At 73.0% G+C, this 17,716-nt stretch carries 14 protein-coding genes and 1 tRNA gene; 10 read left to right on the top strand and 5 right to left on the bottom strand.

Annotated features, from left to right (window positions below):
* Positions 1 to 126 precede the first annotated feature (126 nt).
* A complete protein-coding gene (locus tag ACVGV0_RS01680) occupies positions 127 to 1,215 on the top strand; it encodes a hypothetical protein (protein WP_459158079.1) in 1,089 nt (362 codons plus the stop codon).
* 322 nt (positions 1,216 to 1,537) lie between these two features.
* Here the strand turns inward: ACVGV0_RS01680 and ACVGV0_RS01675 are convergent, their stop codons facing one another.
* The 4 genes from ACVGV0_RS01675 to ACVGV0_RS01660 form a co-directional block, all read right to left on the bottom strand.
* Positions 1,538 to 2,626, bottom strand: a complete 1,089-nt coding sequence (locus ACVGV0_RS01675) for a phosphotransferase (RefSeq protein ID WP_459158078.1) — start codon at positions 2,624 to 2,626, stop codon at positions 1,538 to 1,540.
* A gap of 637 nt (positions 2,627 to 3,263) precedes the next feature.
* Positions 3,264 to 3,587, bottom strand: coding sequence for a DUF3099 domain-containing protein (locus tag ACVGV0_RS01670; RefSeq protein WP_459158077.1), 324 nt, complete (start codon positions 3,585 to 3,587; stop codon positions 3,264 to 3,266).
* A gap of 262 nt (positions 3,588 to 3,849) precedes the next feature.
* Positions 3,850 to 4,053: a DUF1059 domain-containing protein gene (locus ACVGV0_RS01665; RefSeq protein ID WP_459158076.1), complete on the bottom strand. Its 204-nt coding sequence runs from the start codon at positions 4,051 to 4,053 to the stop codon at positions 3,850 to 3,852.
* A gap of 276 nt (positions 4,054 to 4,329) precedes the next feature.
* Positions 4,330 to 4,402 (bottom strand) — tRNA-Thr (locus ACVGV0_RS01660).
* Positions 4,403 to 4,693: 291 nt separating this feature from the next.
* On the opposite strand from ACVGV0_RS01660, the gene ACVGV0_RS01655 reads away from it, so the two are divergent.
* The 8 genes from ACVGV0_RS01655 (at position 4,694) to ACVGV0_RS01620 (ending at position 15,118) form a co-directional block, all read left to right on the top strand.
* Positions 4,694 to 6,154 carry a threonine/serine exporter family protein gene (locus ACVGV0_RS01655; protein WP_459158075.1) on the top strand — a complete coding sequence of 487 codons (1,461 nt, stop codon included), beginning with the start codon at positions 4,694 to 4,696 and terminating at the stop codon, positions 6,152 to 6,154.
* A 113-nt stretch (positions 6,155 to 6,267) separates the two neighbouring features.
* The gene (locus ACVGV0_RS01650) at positions 6,268 to 7,707 is read left to right on the top strand and encodes an alpha,alpha-trehalose-phosphate synthase (UDP-forming) (protein WP_459158074.1); all 1,440 of its coding nucleotides are present in this window, start codon (positions 6,268 to 6,270) and stop codon (positions 7,705 to 7,707) included.
* 192 nt (positions 7,708 to 7,899) lie between these two features.
* The gene (gene otsB, locus ACVGV0_RS01645; protein ID WP_459158073.1) at positions 7,900 to 10,449 is read left to right on the top strand and encodes a trehalose-phosphatase; all 2,550 of its coding nucleotides are present in this window, start codon (positions 7,900 to 7,902) and stop codon (positions 10,447 to 10,449) included.
* Between the two features lie 278 nt (positions 10,450 to 10,727).
* The gene (locus tag ACVGV0_RS01640) at positions 10,728 to 11,351 is read left to right on the top strand and encodes a DUF4178 domain-containing protein (RefSeq protein WP_459158072.1); all 624 of its coding nucleotides are present in this window, start codon (positions 10,728 to 10,730) and stop codon (positions 11,349 to 11,351) included.
* A gap of 3 nt (positions 11,352 to 11,354) precedes the next feature.
* Positions 11,355 to 11,789 carry a DUF4247 domain-containing protein gene (locus tag ACVGV0_RS01635; RefSeq protein WP_459158071.1) on the top strand — a complete coding sequence of 145 codons (435 nt, stop codon included), beginning with the start codon at positions 11,355 to 11,357 and terminating at the stop codon, positions 11,787 to 11,789.
* A complete protein-coding gene (locus tag ACVGV0_RS01630; protein ID WP_459158070.1) occupies positions 11,786 to 12,994 on the top strand; it encodes a hypothetical protein in 1,209 nt (402 codons plus the stop codon). The genes ACVGV0_RS01635 and ACVGV0_RS01630 overlap by 4 nt, the downstream gene beginning before the upstream one ends.
* A 42-nt stretch (positions 12,995 to 13,036) precedes the next feature.
* Positions 13,037 to 13,459: a DUF350 domain-containing protein gene (locus ACVGV0_RS01625; RefSeq protein ID WP_459158069.1), complete on the top strand. Its 423-nt coding sequence runs from the start codon at positions 13,037 to 13,039 to the stop codon at positions 13,457 to 13,459.
* Positions 13,460 to 13,462: 3 nt separating this feature from the next.
* Positions 13,463 to 15,118, top strand: a complete 1,656-nt coding sequence (locus ACVGV0_RS01620) for a polyamine aminopropyltransferase (protein ID WP_459158068.1) — start codon at positions 13,463 to 13,465, stop codon at positions 15,116 to 15,118.
* A 92-nt stretch (positions 15,119 to 15,210) separates the two neighbouring features.
* Here the strand turns inward: ACVGV0_RS01620 and ACVGV0_RS01615 are convergent, their stop codons facing one another.
* Positions 15,211 to 16,311: a LacI family DNA-binding transcriptional regulator gene (locus tag ACVGV0_RS01615; RefSeq protein WP_459158067.1), complete on the bottom strand. Its 1,101-nt coding sequence runs from the start codon at positions 16,309 to 16,311 to the stop codon at positions 15,211 to 15,213.
* Between the two features lie 188 nt (positions 16,312 to 16,499).
* On the opposite strand from ACVGV0_RS01615, the gene ACVGV0_RS01610 reads away from it, so the two are divergent.
* The gene (locus tag ACVGV0_RS01610) at positions 16,500 to 17,600 is read left to right on the top strand and encodes an ABC transporter ATP-binding protein (RefSeq protein ID WP_459158066.1); all 1,101 of its coding nucleotides are present in this window, start codon (positions 16,500 to 16,502) and stop codon (positions 17,598 to 17,600) included.
* Positions 17,601 to 17,716: the final 116 nt, after the last annotated feature.

Raw genomic sequence — 17,716 nt, 5'->3', positions numbered from 1 at the left:
CTCCGCGCGGTCCCGTACACCCTCCAGCGGACTTCCGCACGCCGGGAAGGTCCGTGATCACACGATCTTCCGAGACCCGAGCGGCGGTGCCCGAACAGCCCGCCGCGCCTCCCTAACCTCCGAGCCATGAAGCGATTGGCGGTGTTCGGCGCGGCGCTCGGCAGCACGGTTCTGCTCGGCGCGGCGCTGGGCGCGTCCTGGCAGGCCGCGGCCCAGCAGGAGGACGTCGCCGCCGAGAGCACGCTGCTGCAGGTGAGCCTGCCGGACATCGCCGGGGTCGGGATGCCCGGGTTCAGCGGCTCCCTCGGCCACCTCGAAGAGGACCCCGGCACCCACGTGGCGACCTGGGACCAGCAGGACCCGGAGGGGGTGCTGTCCCACGTGGGCGGTTGGCACGGCGGGCCCGCTCCGCCGGGGACCACCACGGTGCAGGTGACCGATCCCGCGGGCAGCAGGCAGGCCTCCGCGAACTGGAGCGGTTTCGGCGTGCGCCTGTCCGCGGACTCCGAGCGCAACGTGATCAGCTTCGGCGCGCTGAGCACCTGGGCCCGCTGCACGCACTCCCCGCTGGCCCCGACGGCGGAGGCGTCCGCGGCCACGGACAGCAACGCGGTGTACCTCTTCGACGACCCCACCCGCCCGCTCGCCGAGGGGCCCAACGAGGTCACCGCCACCGGCGAGGAGCTCGGCCTTCCCGGTGTGTCCACGGCGGACCTGACGATCACCGTGCGGCACGCGGCGGAGAACGACGGGACGACCGCCCGCGCTGCGGTCGTGGTGGAACTCGCGGGGGTGCTGCGCGGACCCGACGGCGGAGTCCTCCACGAGGGCCCCCTGGGTTCGATCGCGGCGGGGGGCCTTCGGGTGGACTGCTCGGACCAGGAGCCGCCGACCACCACGCCCCAACCACCGCCGGGTCCGACGACGACTCAGCCGCCGACCCTGACGCCGCACCCGCCACCGACGAGCACAACGCACGAACCACCGAGCACGACACCTCGGCCGCCGAGCACCACGACCGAGCCGGAGGGACCCGGACCCACGGGGTCCGGCTCCGCGGAACCGGGGGTGCCGACCTCGGACGGGCCTCCGCCGCACGAGCAGCAGCCGGAGGAACTGGCGCAGACCGGTAGCACCCCGTGGCCGTGGGCGCTCACCGCCCTCGTCCTGCTCCTCCTCGGCACGACAGGCGTGGTGCTGGGCCGGCAGCGCTGACACGGCGTCGGCAACCCTGCGACGACACGGCAACCCTGCGACAACACCGACAGCCCTGGACCACGCGGGCAGCCCCTGCGAGCACCCGGGCAGCCCCGGACCACACCGGCATCTCCGCGACGACGCCGCTCCGCGGCGCACGCACCCTCCCTCCCAGGGGTGATGGGGTCCGCCCGACGCGCTTCGGGCGGACCCTTTTCACGTCGGCGCACCGGCCCCACCACGACTGCGGACCGCCCCTACCACGAGTGCGTGCCCGCACCGCGAGACCGCGCCGCCGGGTGTGTCTTTCGCGCGAAATGCACACCCGGCGCCCGCGGGATCACCGGGAGAGCAGCGCCGGCACGTCGAGGTCGATCAGCTGCTGGGCGTTGCGCTCGAGCCACACCCGGAACAGCTCGTCCCCGCGCTCGGTGCGCTCGACCGCGAGCGGGCCGCCGATCGTGAAGATCAGGCCGCGGAAGCACCACCGGCGGTACTCCTGCCAGCACCGCTCCCAGTCGAGATCGCGCACTCCGCAGCGCACCAGCTCGTCGTGGTAGGCGCGCACCAGCTCCTCCTCGTGCGCGCGCCGCTCGTCGACGTCGAGGCAGCCGCCGAGGAAGAACGCGGCGTCGGACAACAACGGCCCCCAGCCGACCGTCTGCCAGTCGATGACGCGGCAGTCGTGCTCGCGCAGCAGGAGGTTGTCCAACCGGTAGTCACCGTGCACGAGCCCCATGGGCGTGTCCGCCTCGGGCGTCCACGCGTGCGCGGCGCGCATGACGAACTCGCACACCTCGAGGTGCTCGGGCGCGACCCGCTCGTGGTAGCGCTCGCGGAACCGCTGGAACAGCGCGTCCATCCTGTCCGGATCGACCTGCCGGGAGGTCGGCCGGAGGTACTCGCGTTCGGGCAGGGACGGGTCGCGCAGCGCGGGCACCTGCAGGTGCGCGAGCGTGCGCAGGACCATCCGCGCCGTGCCGACCGAGCAACCCGCGATGTGGTCGCCCTGGCCGGCACCGGCGACGTCCTCCAGCACGAGCGTGAACGCGCCGTCGCCCTCGTCGTACTCGGCGAAGTGGCACCGGGGCGCGATCCCCTCCAGCTCCCCGCCGAGATCGCGGTAGAAGGCGATCTCGCGGTGGTAGATGCTCAGGTCCACGCCCAGGGAGCGGCTGGACTCGTCGGCGGAGGCGAACTTCACGACGACGCTCTCCGCCCCGCCGGATCCCGTGCGCAGCGTTGCGCGGTAGCACCGTCCCATCTGGCCGGTCCCGATCGGCCGCGCCGACACCAGCGACAGGTCCGGGCGCCGCAGCACCGCGCCCAGCCACTCGGCGGTGATCTCCTCGGGAGTTCTGATGAGGCCCGCCCGTCCGTCCTGCACGCCCCTCTCGTCCTGCACGGCGTCACGCACGCCAGAGCACATACCGCTCCTTTCCTCCCGGCAGGTGCTGCGTCGACCCCCGGCCAGCTGCGCCGTCCCGCCGAGGCCCCCGACCGCGCCACGCGCCGGTGCGCGGCTCGCGCCGTGCAGCGCACTCGCTTCCACAGCGGACGCGAACTCCCCGGCGCCGGAAGGCACCGCGGACGCACCGGTGCGCCGAGGCGCGCACCACCTCCAGCAGCACCCCGGATTCCCCGGGTCGCGGGGCTCCCCGCGGAGCGGAGCCGCTACCGCGGTCAACCCGCTCCGGGAGCACCGCCGGCCGCTGCCGCCGGAGCGCGGGACGCGAGCGCAGCGACCCCGCGGCGGGGTGCCGTTCGGCGAGCCGACGCACTCGAACATGATCAGCATTCGCATTTTTAGTTGTAGCACACAACTACATGCGCGAACACGGGGTGGCCCCGCGGTGAACGGCAGGTTCGCGCAGCAGCGGCGGAACGACCCGGGCCGGCGGAACCCAGCGGAATCAGTGACCGCGCGGATCGGCGGTCGTGCGCTCGGGCCGCACCGGCCCGTCAGGCGGGCGGCGCAGCCGCTTCCCTCCCGCGCACGCAGGGCGGCCCGCCGGCGCCCGTCGCAGGCACCCGGCCACAAGCGCCCCCGCCACAAGCGCCCCCGGTCACAGCAGCGGGGGCTGCCCACCGCGCTGCTCGAGGCCGCGCTCACCGCCGCCCCGGGTCTCCCGCTGCCAACGGCGGGCGAGCTCACCGCCGATCAGCCGGTTGTTCGCGATCACGACCGCGATCCACGGCAGCGGGACGGTGATCAGGATCAGCACGACCGCCAACCACCAGATGTGCGCGATCAGGGCGGCGGCGACGAAACCGGCCAGGTGCACCGCCATCAGCACCGCGTACACGCGCTTGCGCACGCGCTGCTCCGCGGCCAGCGACGGGGCCGCGTCCGTGATCACCACCGGTTTTCCGCGCCGGGCCTGCCGCATCGCGACCTCCTCACCCGGCCGCCGCGGGGAGCCGCGCTCACGCGCAGCGGTCGTGCACCGCTCGCGAGCACAGCGCACACCCGGGCGGACCGGATGTCAACCTCTCCCCGGGCGGCTGCCCCCCCGAAGCGCTCCAGCGCGGAGGACGACGACCGGGGCGACGGGAAGCTGCGCCCCGGTCCTGGGCCGATCGGCCCGGTCCTGAGCTGATCGGCGACCGCAGATGCGAACCGCTGCACCGGACGCGTCGGCGAGCGCGGGCTCAGGTGGACTGGTGCGACAGCGCTGCCTCGTCCTCGAGGGCCGCGCGGATCTCCGCCCGGAACGCGTCCGTGTCCTCGTGCCCGTGCACCGAGGCCGCGTGCTCGGCCGCGGCGCGGACGACTTCTTCCTGCTCACCGCTGATGGTCAGCGTGCAGTTCATCTCGCTCGGGGATTTGCGGCAGTCCGCGACTTTCCTGGACACGTCGACTCCTCTCAACGAGCCGCGCCGACCTCCGGACCAACTGCCCAGCTCCCGACCCGGAGGCCAGCAGGGCGGGCGGCGCCCGCCGCCCGCTTCCACCGTGCGCACTCGCGGGGCGACTTCCCAGAGGATTCGGTCCTGCCCCGGCACCAGCGGCCGCAACAGCCGCCGCGGAGGGCGGCGGCGCACAGGTCCGGCGAGGCCAGGTGAGAACTGCTCGGCGGGAGCGCCCGCTCCCGAACGGCGGACCGCGCGACGCGGCTTCGGTAGGCTCGGAGCCGCCGAGGGGACTCGAACCCCTGACCTTCCGCTTACAAGGCGGGCGCTCTGCCAACTGAGCTACGGCGGCCTGCGCACCGCAACGGGTGCGCACCGCACATCGTAAGCGCCCGAACCACCGATGCCGCAGCGGGCCACCCGACTCGCGGGGACGGTCCGCCCCTCCCACAGTTGGCACGCGCCGGAGGCGGGATCGGGTCTCCCGGGACCCCGCGCGGCCGGGCGATCCTCGGTGCGCCGAGCCCACGTGACCGACGACATAGCCGAGAGGTGCAACGGTCGCTCTATGACAGCCGATGATCGAGAGGGAGATCACGCACGGCACGCCCACAAGGCGGCCAAACATTGGAGGAATCCAGCGGTGGGCATCACGCAGCGTGCCCGGGGAGCGCTGTGGCGCCGCGGCCCGGAAGCGACCCATCCGGCCGGCATCCGCAACGTCGTCTACGGCCCGCACCTCCCGGACGAGTCCACGGTCCACCTCGTCCTCGACCTCGGCCTGCGCATCGGTGAGGTGCAGATGGCCAGCGGGGCCGGCGCCTCCGACGTGACGGCGACGATCATCGCGGTCACCAACGCCTACGGGCTGCCGCACTGCGAGGTCGACGTGATCTACACGTCGATCACCGTGTCGTGCCACCGGGGGACGGAGCAGTCGCCCATCACCTCGGCGCGCGTCGTCCGCAACCGGTCGACCGACTACACGCGGCTGGCCGAGGTGGAAAGCCTCGTCCGGCGCATCACCGCGGGCGAGATCACCTCGGCCGACGCCTACGCCGAGCTCGACCGGATCACCACCGCACCGCACCCCTTCCCGCGCTGGGTCGCCACCCTCGCCTGGGCCGGCATGGCCGCCTCGCTGGCCGTGCTGCTCGCCGGCGGCAGCCTCACCAGCTCGGAGGACCGCGCGCTGCCGATCGTCGCCGCGGTCGCCACCGCGCTCATCGACCGCATCGGCCGCTACGTGAACCGGCGCGGGCTGCCGTTCTTCTACCAGCAGATCATCGGCGGGGGCATCGCCACGACCGTGGCGCTGGTCAGTCACGGCCTCGGGATCCTCGGCAACCCCGCGCTGGCCGTGGCCTCCAGCATCATCGTGCTGCTGTCCGGCATGACCGTCGTCGGCGCGATGCAGGACGCGATCACCGGTTACAACGTCACCGCGGCCGGACGCATCGCCGAGATCGCGCTCATGTCGGCCGGGCTGATCGCCGGCGTCGTGCTCGCGCTGTACGGGGGGCTGCAGATCTTCGGCGAGAACGGGTTCGTCGGCGGGCTCGACGTCCGCGACATCGGGCGCGCCACCATGCTCTCCCCAGCGGTGCACCTGCCCGTGCAGCTGCTCGCGGGCGCCTCCACCGCGACGTGCTTCGCCCTGGCCAGCTACGCGCAACCGCGGCCGTGGATCGCCGCCGGGATCGGTGGCGCCATCACGGCGATGGTGCACGCGCTGCTGATCATGGTCAACGTCGACTCGGTGCTCGCCAGCGCCGCGGCCACCACCGTCGTCGGTTTCATCGGCGGCATCGTCGCCCGGCGGCTGCGCGTGCCGCCGCTGGTCGTCGCCGTGTCGGCCGTCGTGCCGCTGCTGCCGGGCCTGGCCACCTACCGCGGGCTGTTCGAGCTGTCCGTGCTCGGCGACCCCGCCGGGCTGACCACGATCATGCTCGCGGTCGCCACCGGGCTCGCCCTCGGCGCCGGCATCGTGCTCGGCGAGTTCCTCGCCCAGCCGGTGCGCACCCGCCTGGGACGCCTGGAGCGCAAGCTCGCCGGGCCGCGGATGTCCGGACCGCTGCGCCCCGCGAACCGCCGCCTGGACTGAGCGCGCACCCGCTCGGCCCACGCCGCCGAGATCGATTTCCGCCACACGCGGCACGCACGTCCCGCGCGCTCCGGATAGCCTGCGGCGTAGTGCCCACGTGCGAAGGAGAACGGGTGAACAACGGCAACCAACCCGTCCGAGCGGACTTTGTCGTGGTCGCGAACCGTCTGCCGGTGGACCTGGTGCGCGCCGAGGACGGCACGCAGCAGTGGCGGCACAGTCCCGGAGGACTCGTCAGCGCCCTCGAGCCGTTCCTGCGCGCGCGGCGCGGCGCCTGGGTCGGCTGGCCCGGCGTCGCCGACGTCGCCGTCGACCCCTTCAGCGACGGGGAGCTCCAGCTGTGCCCGGTGCAGCTGAGCGCCACCGAGCACCGCGAGTACTACGAGGGGTTCTCCAACGCGACCCTCTGGCCGCTGTACCACGACGTGGTGGTGCCGCCCGTGTTCGACCGCTCGTGGTGGCAGACCTACCGGCAGGTGAACCGGCGCTTCGCCGAATCCGCCGCCGAGGTCAGCGCCGAGGGCGCGACGGTGTGGGTGCAGGACTACCAGCTGCAGCTCGTCCCGGCGATGCTGCGGGAACTGCGGCCCGACCTGCGCATCGGTTTCTTCCTGCACATCCCCTTCCCGCCGGTGGAGCTGTTCATGCAGCTGCCGTGGCGCACGGAGATCGTGCAGGGGTTGCTGGGCGCCGACCTCGTCGGCTTCCACCGCCCGGGCGGTGCGCAGAACTTCCTGTGGCTGGCCCGCCGGCTCGGCGGGTTCGAGCACAGCCGCGCGCAGGTCGGGGTCCGCTCCCGCCCGGGCGTGGTGCGCGTCGGCGACCGGCCGGTGCGCGTGGGCGCGTTCCCGATCTCCATCGCCTCGGCCGACCTGGACCGCCTCTCCCGCACCAGGGAGGTGCAGCAGCGGGCCCGCGCCCTCCGGCAGGAGCTCGGCAACCCGCGCCGCATCGTGCTCGGGGTGGACCGCCTCGATTACACCAAGGGCATCGACGTCCGCCTGTCGGCGATGCACGAACTGCTCGCCGAGGAGCGCATCACACCCGAAGAGGTGACGATGGTGCAGGTGGCCACGCCCAGCCGGGAGCGCGTCGAGCACTACCAGCAGATGCGCGAGGACATCGAGCGCAAGGTCGGCCACCTCAACGGGGAGTTCGGGCGCGTCGGCCACCCGGCGGTGCACTACCTGCACACCTCGGTGGACCGCAAGGAGCTCGTGGCGCTGTACTGCGCCGCCGACGCCATGGTCGTCACGCCCGTGCGCGACGGGATGAACCTGGTGTGCAAGGAGTACGTGGCCTGCAGGCACGACCTCGGCGGGGCATTGCTGCTCAGCGAGTTCGCCGGTGCGGCCGCGGAGCTCACGAGCGCGTTCCTGGTGAACCCGCATAACCTGGACGGGGTGAAGGACGCCCTGCTCGCTGCCCTGGACGTGGCGCCGGACGAGAGACGCCGTAGGATGCGCGCACTGCGTAGGCAAGTGCTCACGCACGATGTCGACCGCTGGGCGCGGTCGTTCCTCGAAGCACTGGGCACGTCCCTCGCGGAGTGAGCGGGCACCCGGACAACCGGCGTCAGCGGCGAACCGCCGTGCGTCCATACTGGTCGAGTCGGAGCTCGTGCGCGGCCGCGGCCGCACCGCGAGCGCGAATCGACGCCCGCCACAACACGTTCGGTCGACCGCGCGTTCGGCCGAAGCCTTCCGTCCGTACCGACCGATCACGGCCCCCAGAGGAGTGTGGCGTTGACCGCCGAAGCCCTGCCCGCTGACCTCCGCCGGGCGATCGTGCAGCTCGCGCGCGCACCGCGTCTCCTGGTCGCCTGCGACTACGACGGCACCCTCGCGCCGATCGTGGCCGATCCCACACAGGCCAAACCGCTCCCCGAATCGGTGCACGCGCTGCGCTCGCTGGCCGCGCTGCCGGCCACCACCGCAGCGGTGATCTCGGGGCGGGCCCTGCGCGACCTGGCGACCCTGTCGCGCCTGCCCGCGGAGGTGCACCTGGTGGGCAGCCACGGTTCCGAGTTCGACGTGGGATTCGTCCACGAGCTCGACACCGAGACCACGCAGCTGCGCACCGACCTGCAACGCAGCCTGCAGGGGATCACCTCCAGCAGGACCGGGGTGACCCTCGAGGCGAAGCCCGCCAGCGTCGCGGTGCACCTGCGCCGCGCCGACCCGGAGACGGCCCAGGCCGTGCGCGCGGAACTGCGCACCGGGCCGGCCTGCTGGGAGGGCATCCACGTCACCGAGGGCAAGTCGGTCGTCGAGCTGTCGGTCGTGCAGACCGACAAGGGCAGCGCGCTCGACGCCGTGCGCCACCAGGTCGGGTCGACCGCGGCGCTGTTCCTCGGCGACGACGTCACCGACGAGAAGGCGTTCGCCCAGCTGCACGGGCCCGATCTGGGCATCAAGGTCGGCGAGGGGGACACGCTGGCGCACCACCGCATCGGCGAGACCGCCGACGTGGCCACCGTGCTCGCGCTGCTGATGGAGGAGCGCCGCACCTGGCTGTACGGCGAGCAGGCGCCGCCGATCGAACGGCTCACCATGCTGGCCAACGAGCGCACCGTCGCCCTGCTCACCCCGGAGGCGCGGGTGACGTGGATGTGCCACCCCGGGCCGGACGCGGCTTCCGTGTTCGCCGACCTGCTCGGCGGGGCCGGCGCCGGCCACTTCAGCGTCCACCCGGACAGCGACGGTTCCGGCGCCCAGCGCAGCCCGCTGCCGCTGGGGCAGCGCTACGTGCCCAACACGATGACCGTGGAAACCCGGTGGTCGCGGCTGCTGGTCACCGACTACCTGGCGCACGGCACCGAGGGGCACCGCACCGAGCTGGTGCGGGTGCTCAGCGGCAGCGTGCCCGCTGTCGTCGAGTTCGCCCCGCGTCCCGAGTTCGGGCAGGTTCCCGTGCGGATGACCCGCGAGGACGGCGGGCTGCGCGTGCAGGGCACCGCCGAACCGATGGTGCTGTACTCGCCGGGGGTGGAGTGGGCGATCACCTCCGACGGCATGCACGAGCAGGCGCACGCCGTGGTGCACCCGAACGAGGACGAACCGGTCGTGCTGGAACTGCGCTGCGGCACCGCGGAACTCGCCACCCAGGGCGCGCCGGAAGCGCACCGCCGCGCCGAAGCCGAGCGGTACTGGTCCGAGTGGTTGGATTCGCTGGAGCTGCCGGAGGTGCAGCGGGACCTCGCGGCCCGCTCGGCGCTGACGCTGCGCGGGCTGTGCAACTCCGACACCGGGGGGATCATGGCCGCGGCCACCACCTCGCTGCCGGAGGAGATCGGCGGTGTCCGCAACTGGGACTACCGCTACTGCTGGCTGCGCGACGGTGCGATGACCGCGCAGGCCCTGGCCACGCTCGGCTCCCCCACCGAGGCCGAGGCGTTCCTGGACTGGCTGCACCGCGTGCTCGAAGGCCTGCCCGGTCCGGAGCGGCTGCACCCGCTGTACTCGCTGCAGGGCACCAGCCTCGGCCCGGAGGCGGTGATCGACAGCCTGCCCGGTTACGCCGGTTCCCGGCCGGTGCGCGTGGGCAACCTCGCCGACCAGCAGGTCCAGCTGGACGTGTTCGGACCGGTCGTGGAGCTCATCGCGCACCTGGCCGAGACCACCGGACGGCTGCGCGACCGCGACTGGGAGCTGGCCACGGCGATGGTCCGCGCCGTGGCGGAGCGCTGGCAGGAACCGGACCACGGGATCTGGGAGGAGCGCGACGTCCCGCGCCACCACGTGTACTCCAAGGTCATGTGCTGGGTGACCGTGGACCGCGCGCTTAAGCTCGCCGAGGCGCACGACCGCAGGATCGATCCCTCGTGGACGGCGCTGCGCGACGAGATCGCCCAGGACGTGCTCAAGAACGGCTGGCACCCGGACGTGCAGGCGTTCACCACGGCCTACGAGGGCTCCGACCTGGACGCCGCGTCGCTGCACGTCGGCCTGTCCGGGCTCATCAGCCCGTCCGACGACCGGTTCCGCGCGACGGTCACCGCGATCGAGGCCGAGCTGCGCAGCGGTTCCACCGTGTACCGCTACCGGCGCGACGACGGGCTGCCCGGCGACGAGGGCGGTTTCCACCTGTGCGCGGCCTGGCTGATCGAGGCCTACCTGCTGACCGGGCGGCGCACCGAAGCCGAGGAGCTGTTCCAGCAGATCGTGGACACGGCCGGCCCGACCGGGCTGCTCTCCGAGGAGTACGACCCGATCGCGGAGCGCTCGCTCGGCAACCACCCGCAGGCGTACTCGCACCTGGGGCTCGTCCGCTGCGCCCAGTTGCTGTCCGCTTAGGGAGTCCGCGGATCGGCTGTTGAGGGCGGGTGGATGGGGGTAGCTGGGAGGAACCTCCCGCGGCGGGGCGCTCCGCGCACGTGGCGATGAAGCGGCTGCGCCGCCCGCCTGACGGGCCGGTGCGGTCGAGCACGTGACCGCCGATCCGCGCGGCCCCTCAGGACCGGTCGGAGCACCGCGCCGGGCGATTTTCCCGAACCCGCACAACGGAACCGATCGCACCCCGTACCCTCATCGGGCAGGTGCGAGCCGACTTCCGAATCGAAAGGCGCAGCAGGGTGACCTTCCTGTACATCATCATCGCCGTGCTGGTGATCGTGGCGGTCGTCGCGATCGTGCTCGGCGTTCGGGCGCGCAGAGCCGCCGCCCAGCCGCCCGCGCAGGCGGCCCCGACCGACCCGTTCGGGACCGGTGACCAGGACGCGCTGCGCGGGGACCCGCGCAAGCTGCGCGCCGGGGACATCGTGGAGATCCGCGAGCACACCTACACGGTCCGCGGCAGCCTGCGGTTCTCCGAAGGCGGCTGGACCTGGGACTCGCACCTGCTCGACGACGCCAGGGGAACCCAGGTGTGGTTGGAGGTCGAGGAGGACCCGGACCTGGAGCTGTCGCTGTGGACCGATGCCCCCGACGCCCCGGAACCGGGTGCGCGCCAGCTCGAGCACGCCGGCCGCACCTTCCGCCGCGAGGAGTCGGGGTCCGCGGAGTTCCGCAGCGAGGCGACCACCGGTCTGGACGAGGCCGGCACGGTCCGCTACTACGACTACGAGGCCTCCGACGGCACGATGCTCGGCTACGAGTCCTACGGCGAAGCCGAGGGGTCCGGCGGAGCCGAGTGGGAGGCCAGCACCGGGGAGGAGCTCACCCGGTACGAGGTCCGCGTCTACCCGGCTGCGGGCTGACGCATGAAGCCGGGTTGCTGGTTCACCATCGCCGGGATAGCCGGGGTGTTCGCGCTGATCCTCGGACTGACCACCGCGTTCTCCACCGGGCTGAGCCCGCGTTCCTACGTGCAGCACAACTACGCGCGCGCGGAGCGGATGGACCCGCCGGGGCGCAACAGCCGCGCGTACACGAGTCCGCGGCCGCCCACGCAGGTCGCCGCGGACATCAGCGACCACTGGCGGCCGCAGAACCGCTACGCCGACGGCTCCGGGATCTACCTGCGCTACCCCGATGACGCGATCGTGGTGAAACCGCGCGGCCGCGGCTCCCGCATCGATGTCATGGACGCGCGCCGCGCGTACCACCACTACTACGGGATCATCGGCGGCGCCTGGGGGTGGAACAGCACCTACGGGGAGAGCTTCCGCGGACGCGGCCCGGGGGTGGGCAAATGAACCGGCACTCAGCCCAGAACCGGAGCTCGCTGAGCACCAACGACAAGCGGACCCTGTTCGGCCTGCTGGCCGTGCTCGGCGGCGGCCTGCTGATCTGGGTCATCACCAGCGGCATGCTGCCGAGCTCCGACCAGGACACGTTCACCTCGGACGACACCGAGCGCTACAACGACAGCGACCTCTACACCGGCGCGTCGATCCCCGGTTTCACGCAGCAGGACGCGGAGGAGCTCTCCCGCGCCCTCGACGAGGCGGCCCGCCCCCACGGCGACCTCTGCCTCGGGTGGCGCCTGCTCGACGGCACCGGGACGCCTGATCCGGAACCGCGCGGCGTCGGCTCCAGCGAGGGCCCGAACGTGCCGGCGGACCGGTGCTCGCGGTGGGCCGAGGTGGTGGTCACCGTGGCGTACGGGGACAACAACGACTGGGACGCCGCGGAGATCGCGGTGAACACCTCGCCCGACCTGCACGCGCTGATCACCGAGGACGACTTCGTCAGCAGCGGCATCACGGCCGACGCGCTCGTCGCGGAGCCGGTCGGGGCGACGGGGCAGGCCGCGCTCCTGCTGCCGCTGCTGCTGACCGAGCAGGGCGAGCTGGAGCCCGCCTCCCCCGCGGACTCAGCAGCCGAGCCGCCGGACGAGGCGGCCCCGCCCACCGGCGGCGGCAACGGCGCGTGGATGGTGGTGGCCTGGCTGGGCGTCCTGGTGCTCATCACGATCGGCGCGCTGCTCGGCGGGTTCCTGACGCGCGCCAGGATGAAGCGGGAATCGCGCGGGGACGGCCCCGGTGGTCCTGGTGAGCCGGGTGGTCCCGGTAGTCCCGGCGGTCCCGGTGGACCCGGTGGGCCCAGCGGTCCGGGCGGCCCCGGTCCGTCCGGTGGGCCGGGCGGGCCGGCGGGGCCGCCTCCGGGGGTCCCGGACCCGTCGATGCCGAACCAGCCCATGCCCGGTCAGGGACGGCCCGCGTCCGGGCAGTTCACGCCGGGCCAGCCGGCCCCTCCGGGCACGCACGGCCAGCCGCACCCCGGGGCCTCGGGTCAGCAACCACCGTGGCCGGGGCAGGCCGCCGCTCCGCAGCACCCGGCGGCGCCACCCGCGGACCCGGGCCAGCAACCACCGCGGGCCGGTCAGGACGGCGCCGTCCCGCGGCCCCCGGCGGGACCGTCCACGCCCCCGCCCGACACCGCGGACCCGCCGCGGTGACCCCGCGACCACGACGACGAAAAGGACACGCACCCCGTGCTCGTGAACGATCTGCTTTTCGGCCTGCTGTCCGCAGTCCTCTACGGAGCGGTCGGGCTCGCCATGATGGCCCTGGGCTACGTGCTCGTCGACCTCGGCACCCCGGGCCGCCTGCGGAACCTGATCTGGCGCGACGCCAACCCGAACGCGGCGCTGCTGCTGGTCTCCGGGCTGCTCAGCGTCGGGATCATCCTGACGACGGCGATCGCGGCGAGCGCGCACGACCTCGCCGCCGGGCTGGTCGGCACCGTGACCTACGGTCTGCTGGGGCTGCTCATGATGAGCCTGTCGTTCCTGATCATCGACGTGATGACCCCGGGCAGGCTCGGTGAGGAGCTGTCCCAGCCGCGCCTGCACCCCGCCACGTGGGTGTCGGCCGCGGCGCACGTGGTCATCGCAACCATCATGGCCGCCGCGATCTGGTGATTCATGTCCGTCTCGCAGGAGTCCGCCGAAGCACCCGCTGACGCGGACCGCGCACAGCGGGAAACCGCACCGAGCACCGAACCGCCCACGTCGGACGACGCGGGCGGTGCTGCGCGTCACCGCGGGAAGCTGGCGCGCACCGCCGTGCTCGTGGCCGTGTTCGTCTGCGCCGCCTGCGGACTGGTGTACGAACTCGCGCTGGTCGCCCTGGGCAGCTACCTCATCGGCGACACGATCGGCCAGGCGTCGATCGTGCTGTCGCTGATGGTGTTCGCGATGGGCGTCGGCGCGCTCGCGGCGAAACCGCTGCAGCGCTTCCCCGCCGCGGCCTTCGCGAGCATCGAGATCGCGCTGGCCCTGCTCGGCGGGTTGAGCGTGCTCGGGCTCTACGCCGCGTTCGCGTGGCTGAGCCTGTACATGCCCGCGCTGATCGTCACCGCGCTCATGCTGGGCGCGCTCGTCGGGGCCGAGATCCCGCTGCTCATGGTGCTGCTGCAGCGCATCCGCAGGCAGGACGCGGGCAGCGCGGTGGCCGACCTGTTCGCCGCCGACTACGTGGGCGGGCTCGTCGGCGGGCTCGCGTTCCCGTTCCTGCTGCTGCCGCTGTTCGGCCAGCTGCAGGGCGCGCTGGTCGTCGGCATGGTCAACGCGGCCGCCGGCCTGGGGCTCGTGCTCGGCGTCTTCCGCCGCGACCTGCCGCGGCGCGCGGTCGTGCTGCTGTCGCTGGGCTGCGTGCTCGTCGGCGGCGTCCTCGGCGGGGCCTACGCCTTCGCCGACCGCTTCGAGGTCACCGCGCGGCAGGCGCTGTACTCCGATCCGATCGTGCACGCGGAGCGCTCGCGCCACCAGGAGGTCGTGCTGACGGAGTCCCGCTCGCCGACCGGACCGAACGACACGCGGCTGTTCCTCAACGGGGACCTGCAGTTCAGCACCGTGGACGAGTACCGCTACCACGAGGCGCTGGTGCACCCGGCGATGGACGGCCCGCGGGGCAACGTCCTCGTCCTCGGCGGCGGGGACGGACTGGCGCTGCGCGAGATCCTGCGCTACCCGGACGTGCGCCACGTGACCCTGGTGGACCTGGACCCGGCGGTGCTGCGCCTGGGGCGCGACGACCCGCGGGTGTCCACGGTGAACGAGCACGCGTTCGACGATCCGCGCGTCACCGCGATCGCCGACGACGCGTTCGGCTGGCTGCGGGAGCACCGCGGGCAGCGGTTCGACACCGTGTTCGTGGACATGCCCGACCCGGACTCGGAGTCCACGGCGAAGCTGTACTCCGCCGAGTTCTACGCGCTGGTGCGGCACGCGACCGCGCCGCACGCCCGGGTGGCGGTCCAGGCCGGATCGCCGTACTTCGCCCCGAAGGCCTACTGGGGCATCGAGGCGAGCATGCGGGAGGCGGGCTTCCGCACGGTGCCGTACCGGGTGCAGGTTCCGAGCTTCGGCGAGTGGGGGTTCCACCTGGCCAGCGCGGAGCGCACCCCGGAACTGGGCCTGCCGGACGACGTGCCGCGGCTGCGGTCGCTCGACGAGCCGACGCTGCAGGCCGCGGCGACGTTCCCGCCGGACCGGGCGCGCGTCGAGGACGTGCAGCCCTCCACGCTCATGCACCCGCGGATCCTGCAGTACTCCCAAGGCGCCTGGAAGAACTACTGACCATCACGGCCCGAACCAGCGGTGGTCGCGCGTCCTCCACCTCGACGCGGCAGCGTCGAGGGACCGCCCGGGCAATCAGAAAAATCCTGTTGTCACGGCCCGAACCAGCGCTCCTCGAGGGACCGGGGCGAAGCCGCGGTCTGCCCCTCGAGGAGCTCGGTCTCCAGGGTGACCTGCCCCGGGCGCCCGGGTTCGGCCTGTTCGAGCAGCAGCCGCCCCGCGGCGCGCCCCTTCTCCAGCACGGGCTGCCGCACCGTGGTCACCCCGGCCCGCTCGGCCTCGGCGATGCCGTCGAAGCCGGTGACGGTGACGTCCTCCGGCACCCGGCGCCCGCGGTCGCGCACCTCGTCGAGCGCGCCGAGCGCGAGGATGTCGGAGGTGCACACCAGTGCCGTGACCTCCGGGTCGTGGTCGAGCACCTGCGCGGCGGCCGCGGCGCCCGATTCGACGCTGTGGTCGAACCGCTCCACGACGGGCACCCGGGCCCAGTCCACCCCGGCTTCGCTGAAGACCTCGGCGAGCGCGGTCAGCCGGGCCTTCTGCACGTGGAAGCTGGCGTGCGCCTGCCGGTGCGGTGCGGCGAACCCGTCGTTGCGGCCGCGGGCCAGCCGCATGCAGCACACGCCGATGCGCCGGTGCCCCAGCTCGATGAGGTGCCGGGCCATGCCCCGCATGGCCGCGGCGTCGTCGGGGCCGACCCAGTCGAGGTTGTCGAGCCGCGGCTGGTCGGAGATCACCACCGGCAGGGGCCGCTCGAGCACGGCCGCCAGGTGCGGGTCGTCCTCCGGCACCGAGTACACGACGAACCCGTCCACCCCGGCCCGGTGCACCGCGGCGATGTCCTCGCGCTCCGGGTTGGCCGGGATGAGCGTGAGGCCCTGCCCGGCGTCCTCGCACGCCAGCGCGAGGCCTTCGAGGAAGCCGAGCGCCCCCGGGTCGCGGAAGGCGTAGGAGAGGTTCTCGGTGAGCAGCAGACCGACGGCGCCGCTCTTGCGCGTGCGCAGCGAACGCGCCACCGGGTCGGGCCCGGGGTAGCCGAGCCGACGCGCGGTGTCCAGCACCCTCTTGCGCAGCTCCGGGGAGAGCTGGTCGGGCCGGTTGTACGCGTTCGAGACCGTCGTCCGCGACACGCCCAGCTCCGCGGCGAGGGACGCCAGAGTCGCAGGGCGTCGGGCATTCGTTGGCCGAGCCATGCGGGAACCGTAACGGTTCAGATCGGCGTGGTGAAGCGGGCGTGAGGCGCACGACACGTCCGCGCCGAATCGGTCACGGTACGCGACCGCGATGAACACGGAGTGAATCGCACTCCGGTGAGGTCTATCTCACGTCGCGTTCGGCGGTTAGCTTGTGTGAGCCGGTTCAGGTGAAAGGTGAGTCACACATGGCCGAGGTCGCTTTCCGGAACGCTTCGCGAGTTTACCACGGCACCCCTCCGGTCCGGGCCGTGGACCAGCTCTCCCTCGACATCGCCGACGGCGAGTTCCTCGTTCTCGTGGGACCCTCCGGGTCCGGCAAGTCCACCGCGCTGCGCATGCTCGCGGGACTGGAGGACGTGGACGAGGGCGCGATCACGATCGGTGGAACGGACGTGACCGACGTTCCGCCGAAGTCGCGGGACATCGCGATGGTGTTCCAGTCCTACGCGCTGTACCCGCACATGACCGTCGCCGAGAACATGGGTTTCGCGCTGAAGCTGCGCAAGAAGCCGAAGGAGTTCATCCGCGAGAAGGTGACCGAGGCGGCGCGGATGCTGGACCTGGAGCCGTACCTGGACCGCAAGCCGAAGGCGCTGTCCGGCGGGCAGCGGCAGCGGGTCGCGATGGGACGGGCGATCGTGCGCGAACCGAGCGCGTTCCTCATGGACGAACCGCTGTCCAACCTGGACGCCAAGCTGCGCGTGGAGACGCGCGCGAACATCGCCGCGCTGCAGCGCAGCCTGGGCACGACGACGGTCTACGTCACCCACGACCAGGTCGAGGCGATGACGATGGGCCACCGGGTCGCGGTGCTCCAGGACGGCCTGCTGCAGCAGGTCGCCACCCCGCGCGAGCTCTACGAGAACCCGGCGAACGCGTTCGTGGCCGGCTTCATCGGTTCGCCCGCCATGAACCTCAAGACGGTTCCGCTGAGCTCGGACGGAGCGGTGCTCGACGGGCACACCGTCCCGCTGCCGCGCACGGCGATCTCGGCCGCCGGGAGCCTGCAGGAGGTGACCTTCGGCGTGCGCCCCGAGTCGCTGCGCCTGACGTCCTCAGAGGACCCGGACAGCCTGACGCTGACCGTGGAGCTCGTGGAGGAACTCGGCGCCGATGCGCTCATCCACGGCAGCATCGACGTGGGCGGCACGCCGCAGCGGTTCGTGGTGCGGGCCGACGGGCGGACGCCCCCGGCGCTGGGCGACCGCGTGCACGTCACGTTCCGCGACTCCGACGAGATCCACGTGTTCCACCCGGAGACGGGCAACCGGATCGCCGCCGCGTAGCGCCGGCGCGCTCGCGGCCCCACCGGCACCGCACCGGGCGCTCCGGTGCGGTGCCGGTGCGCGTCCGCCCGGATTCCGCCCGAATTCACCGGCCGGCGGACCGTGAAAATATGCGA

The sequence above is a fragment of the Salinifilum ghardaiensis genome (assembly GCF_054491345.1).
The sequence above is the reverse complement of the archived record's forward strand: the minus strand, read 5'-3'. Positions and strand labels throughout refer to the sequence as shown.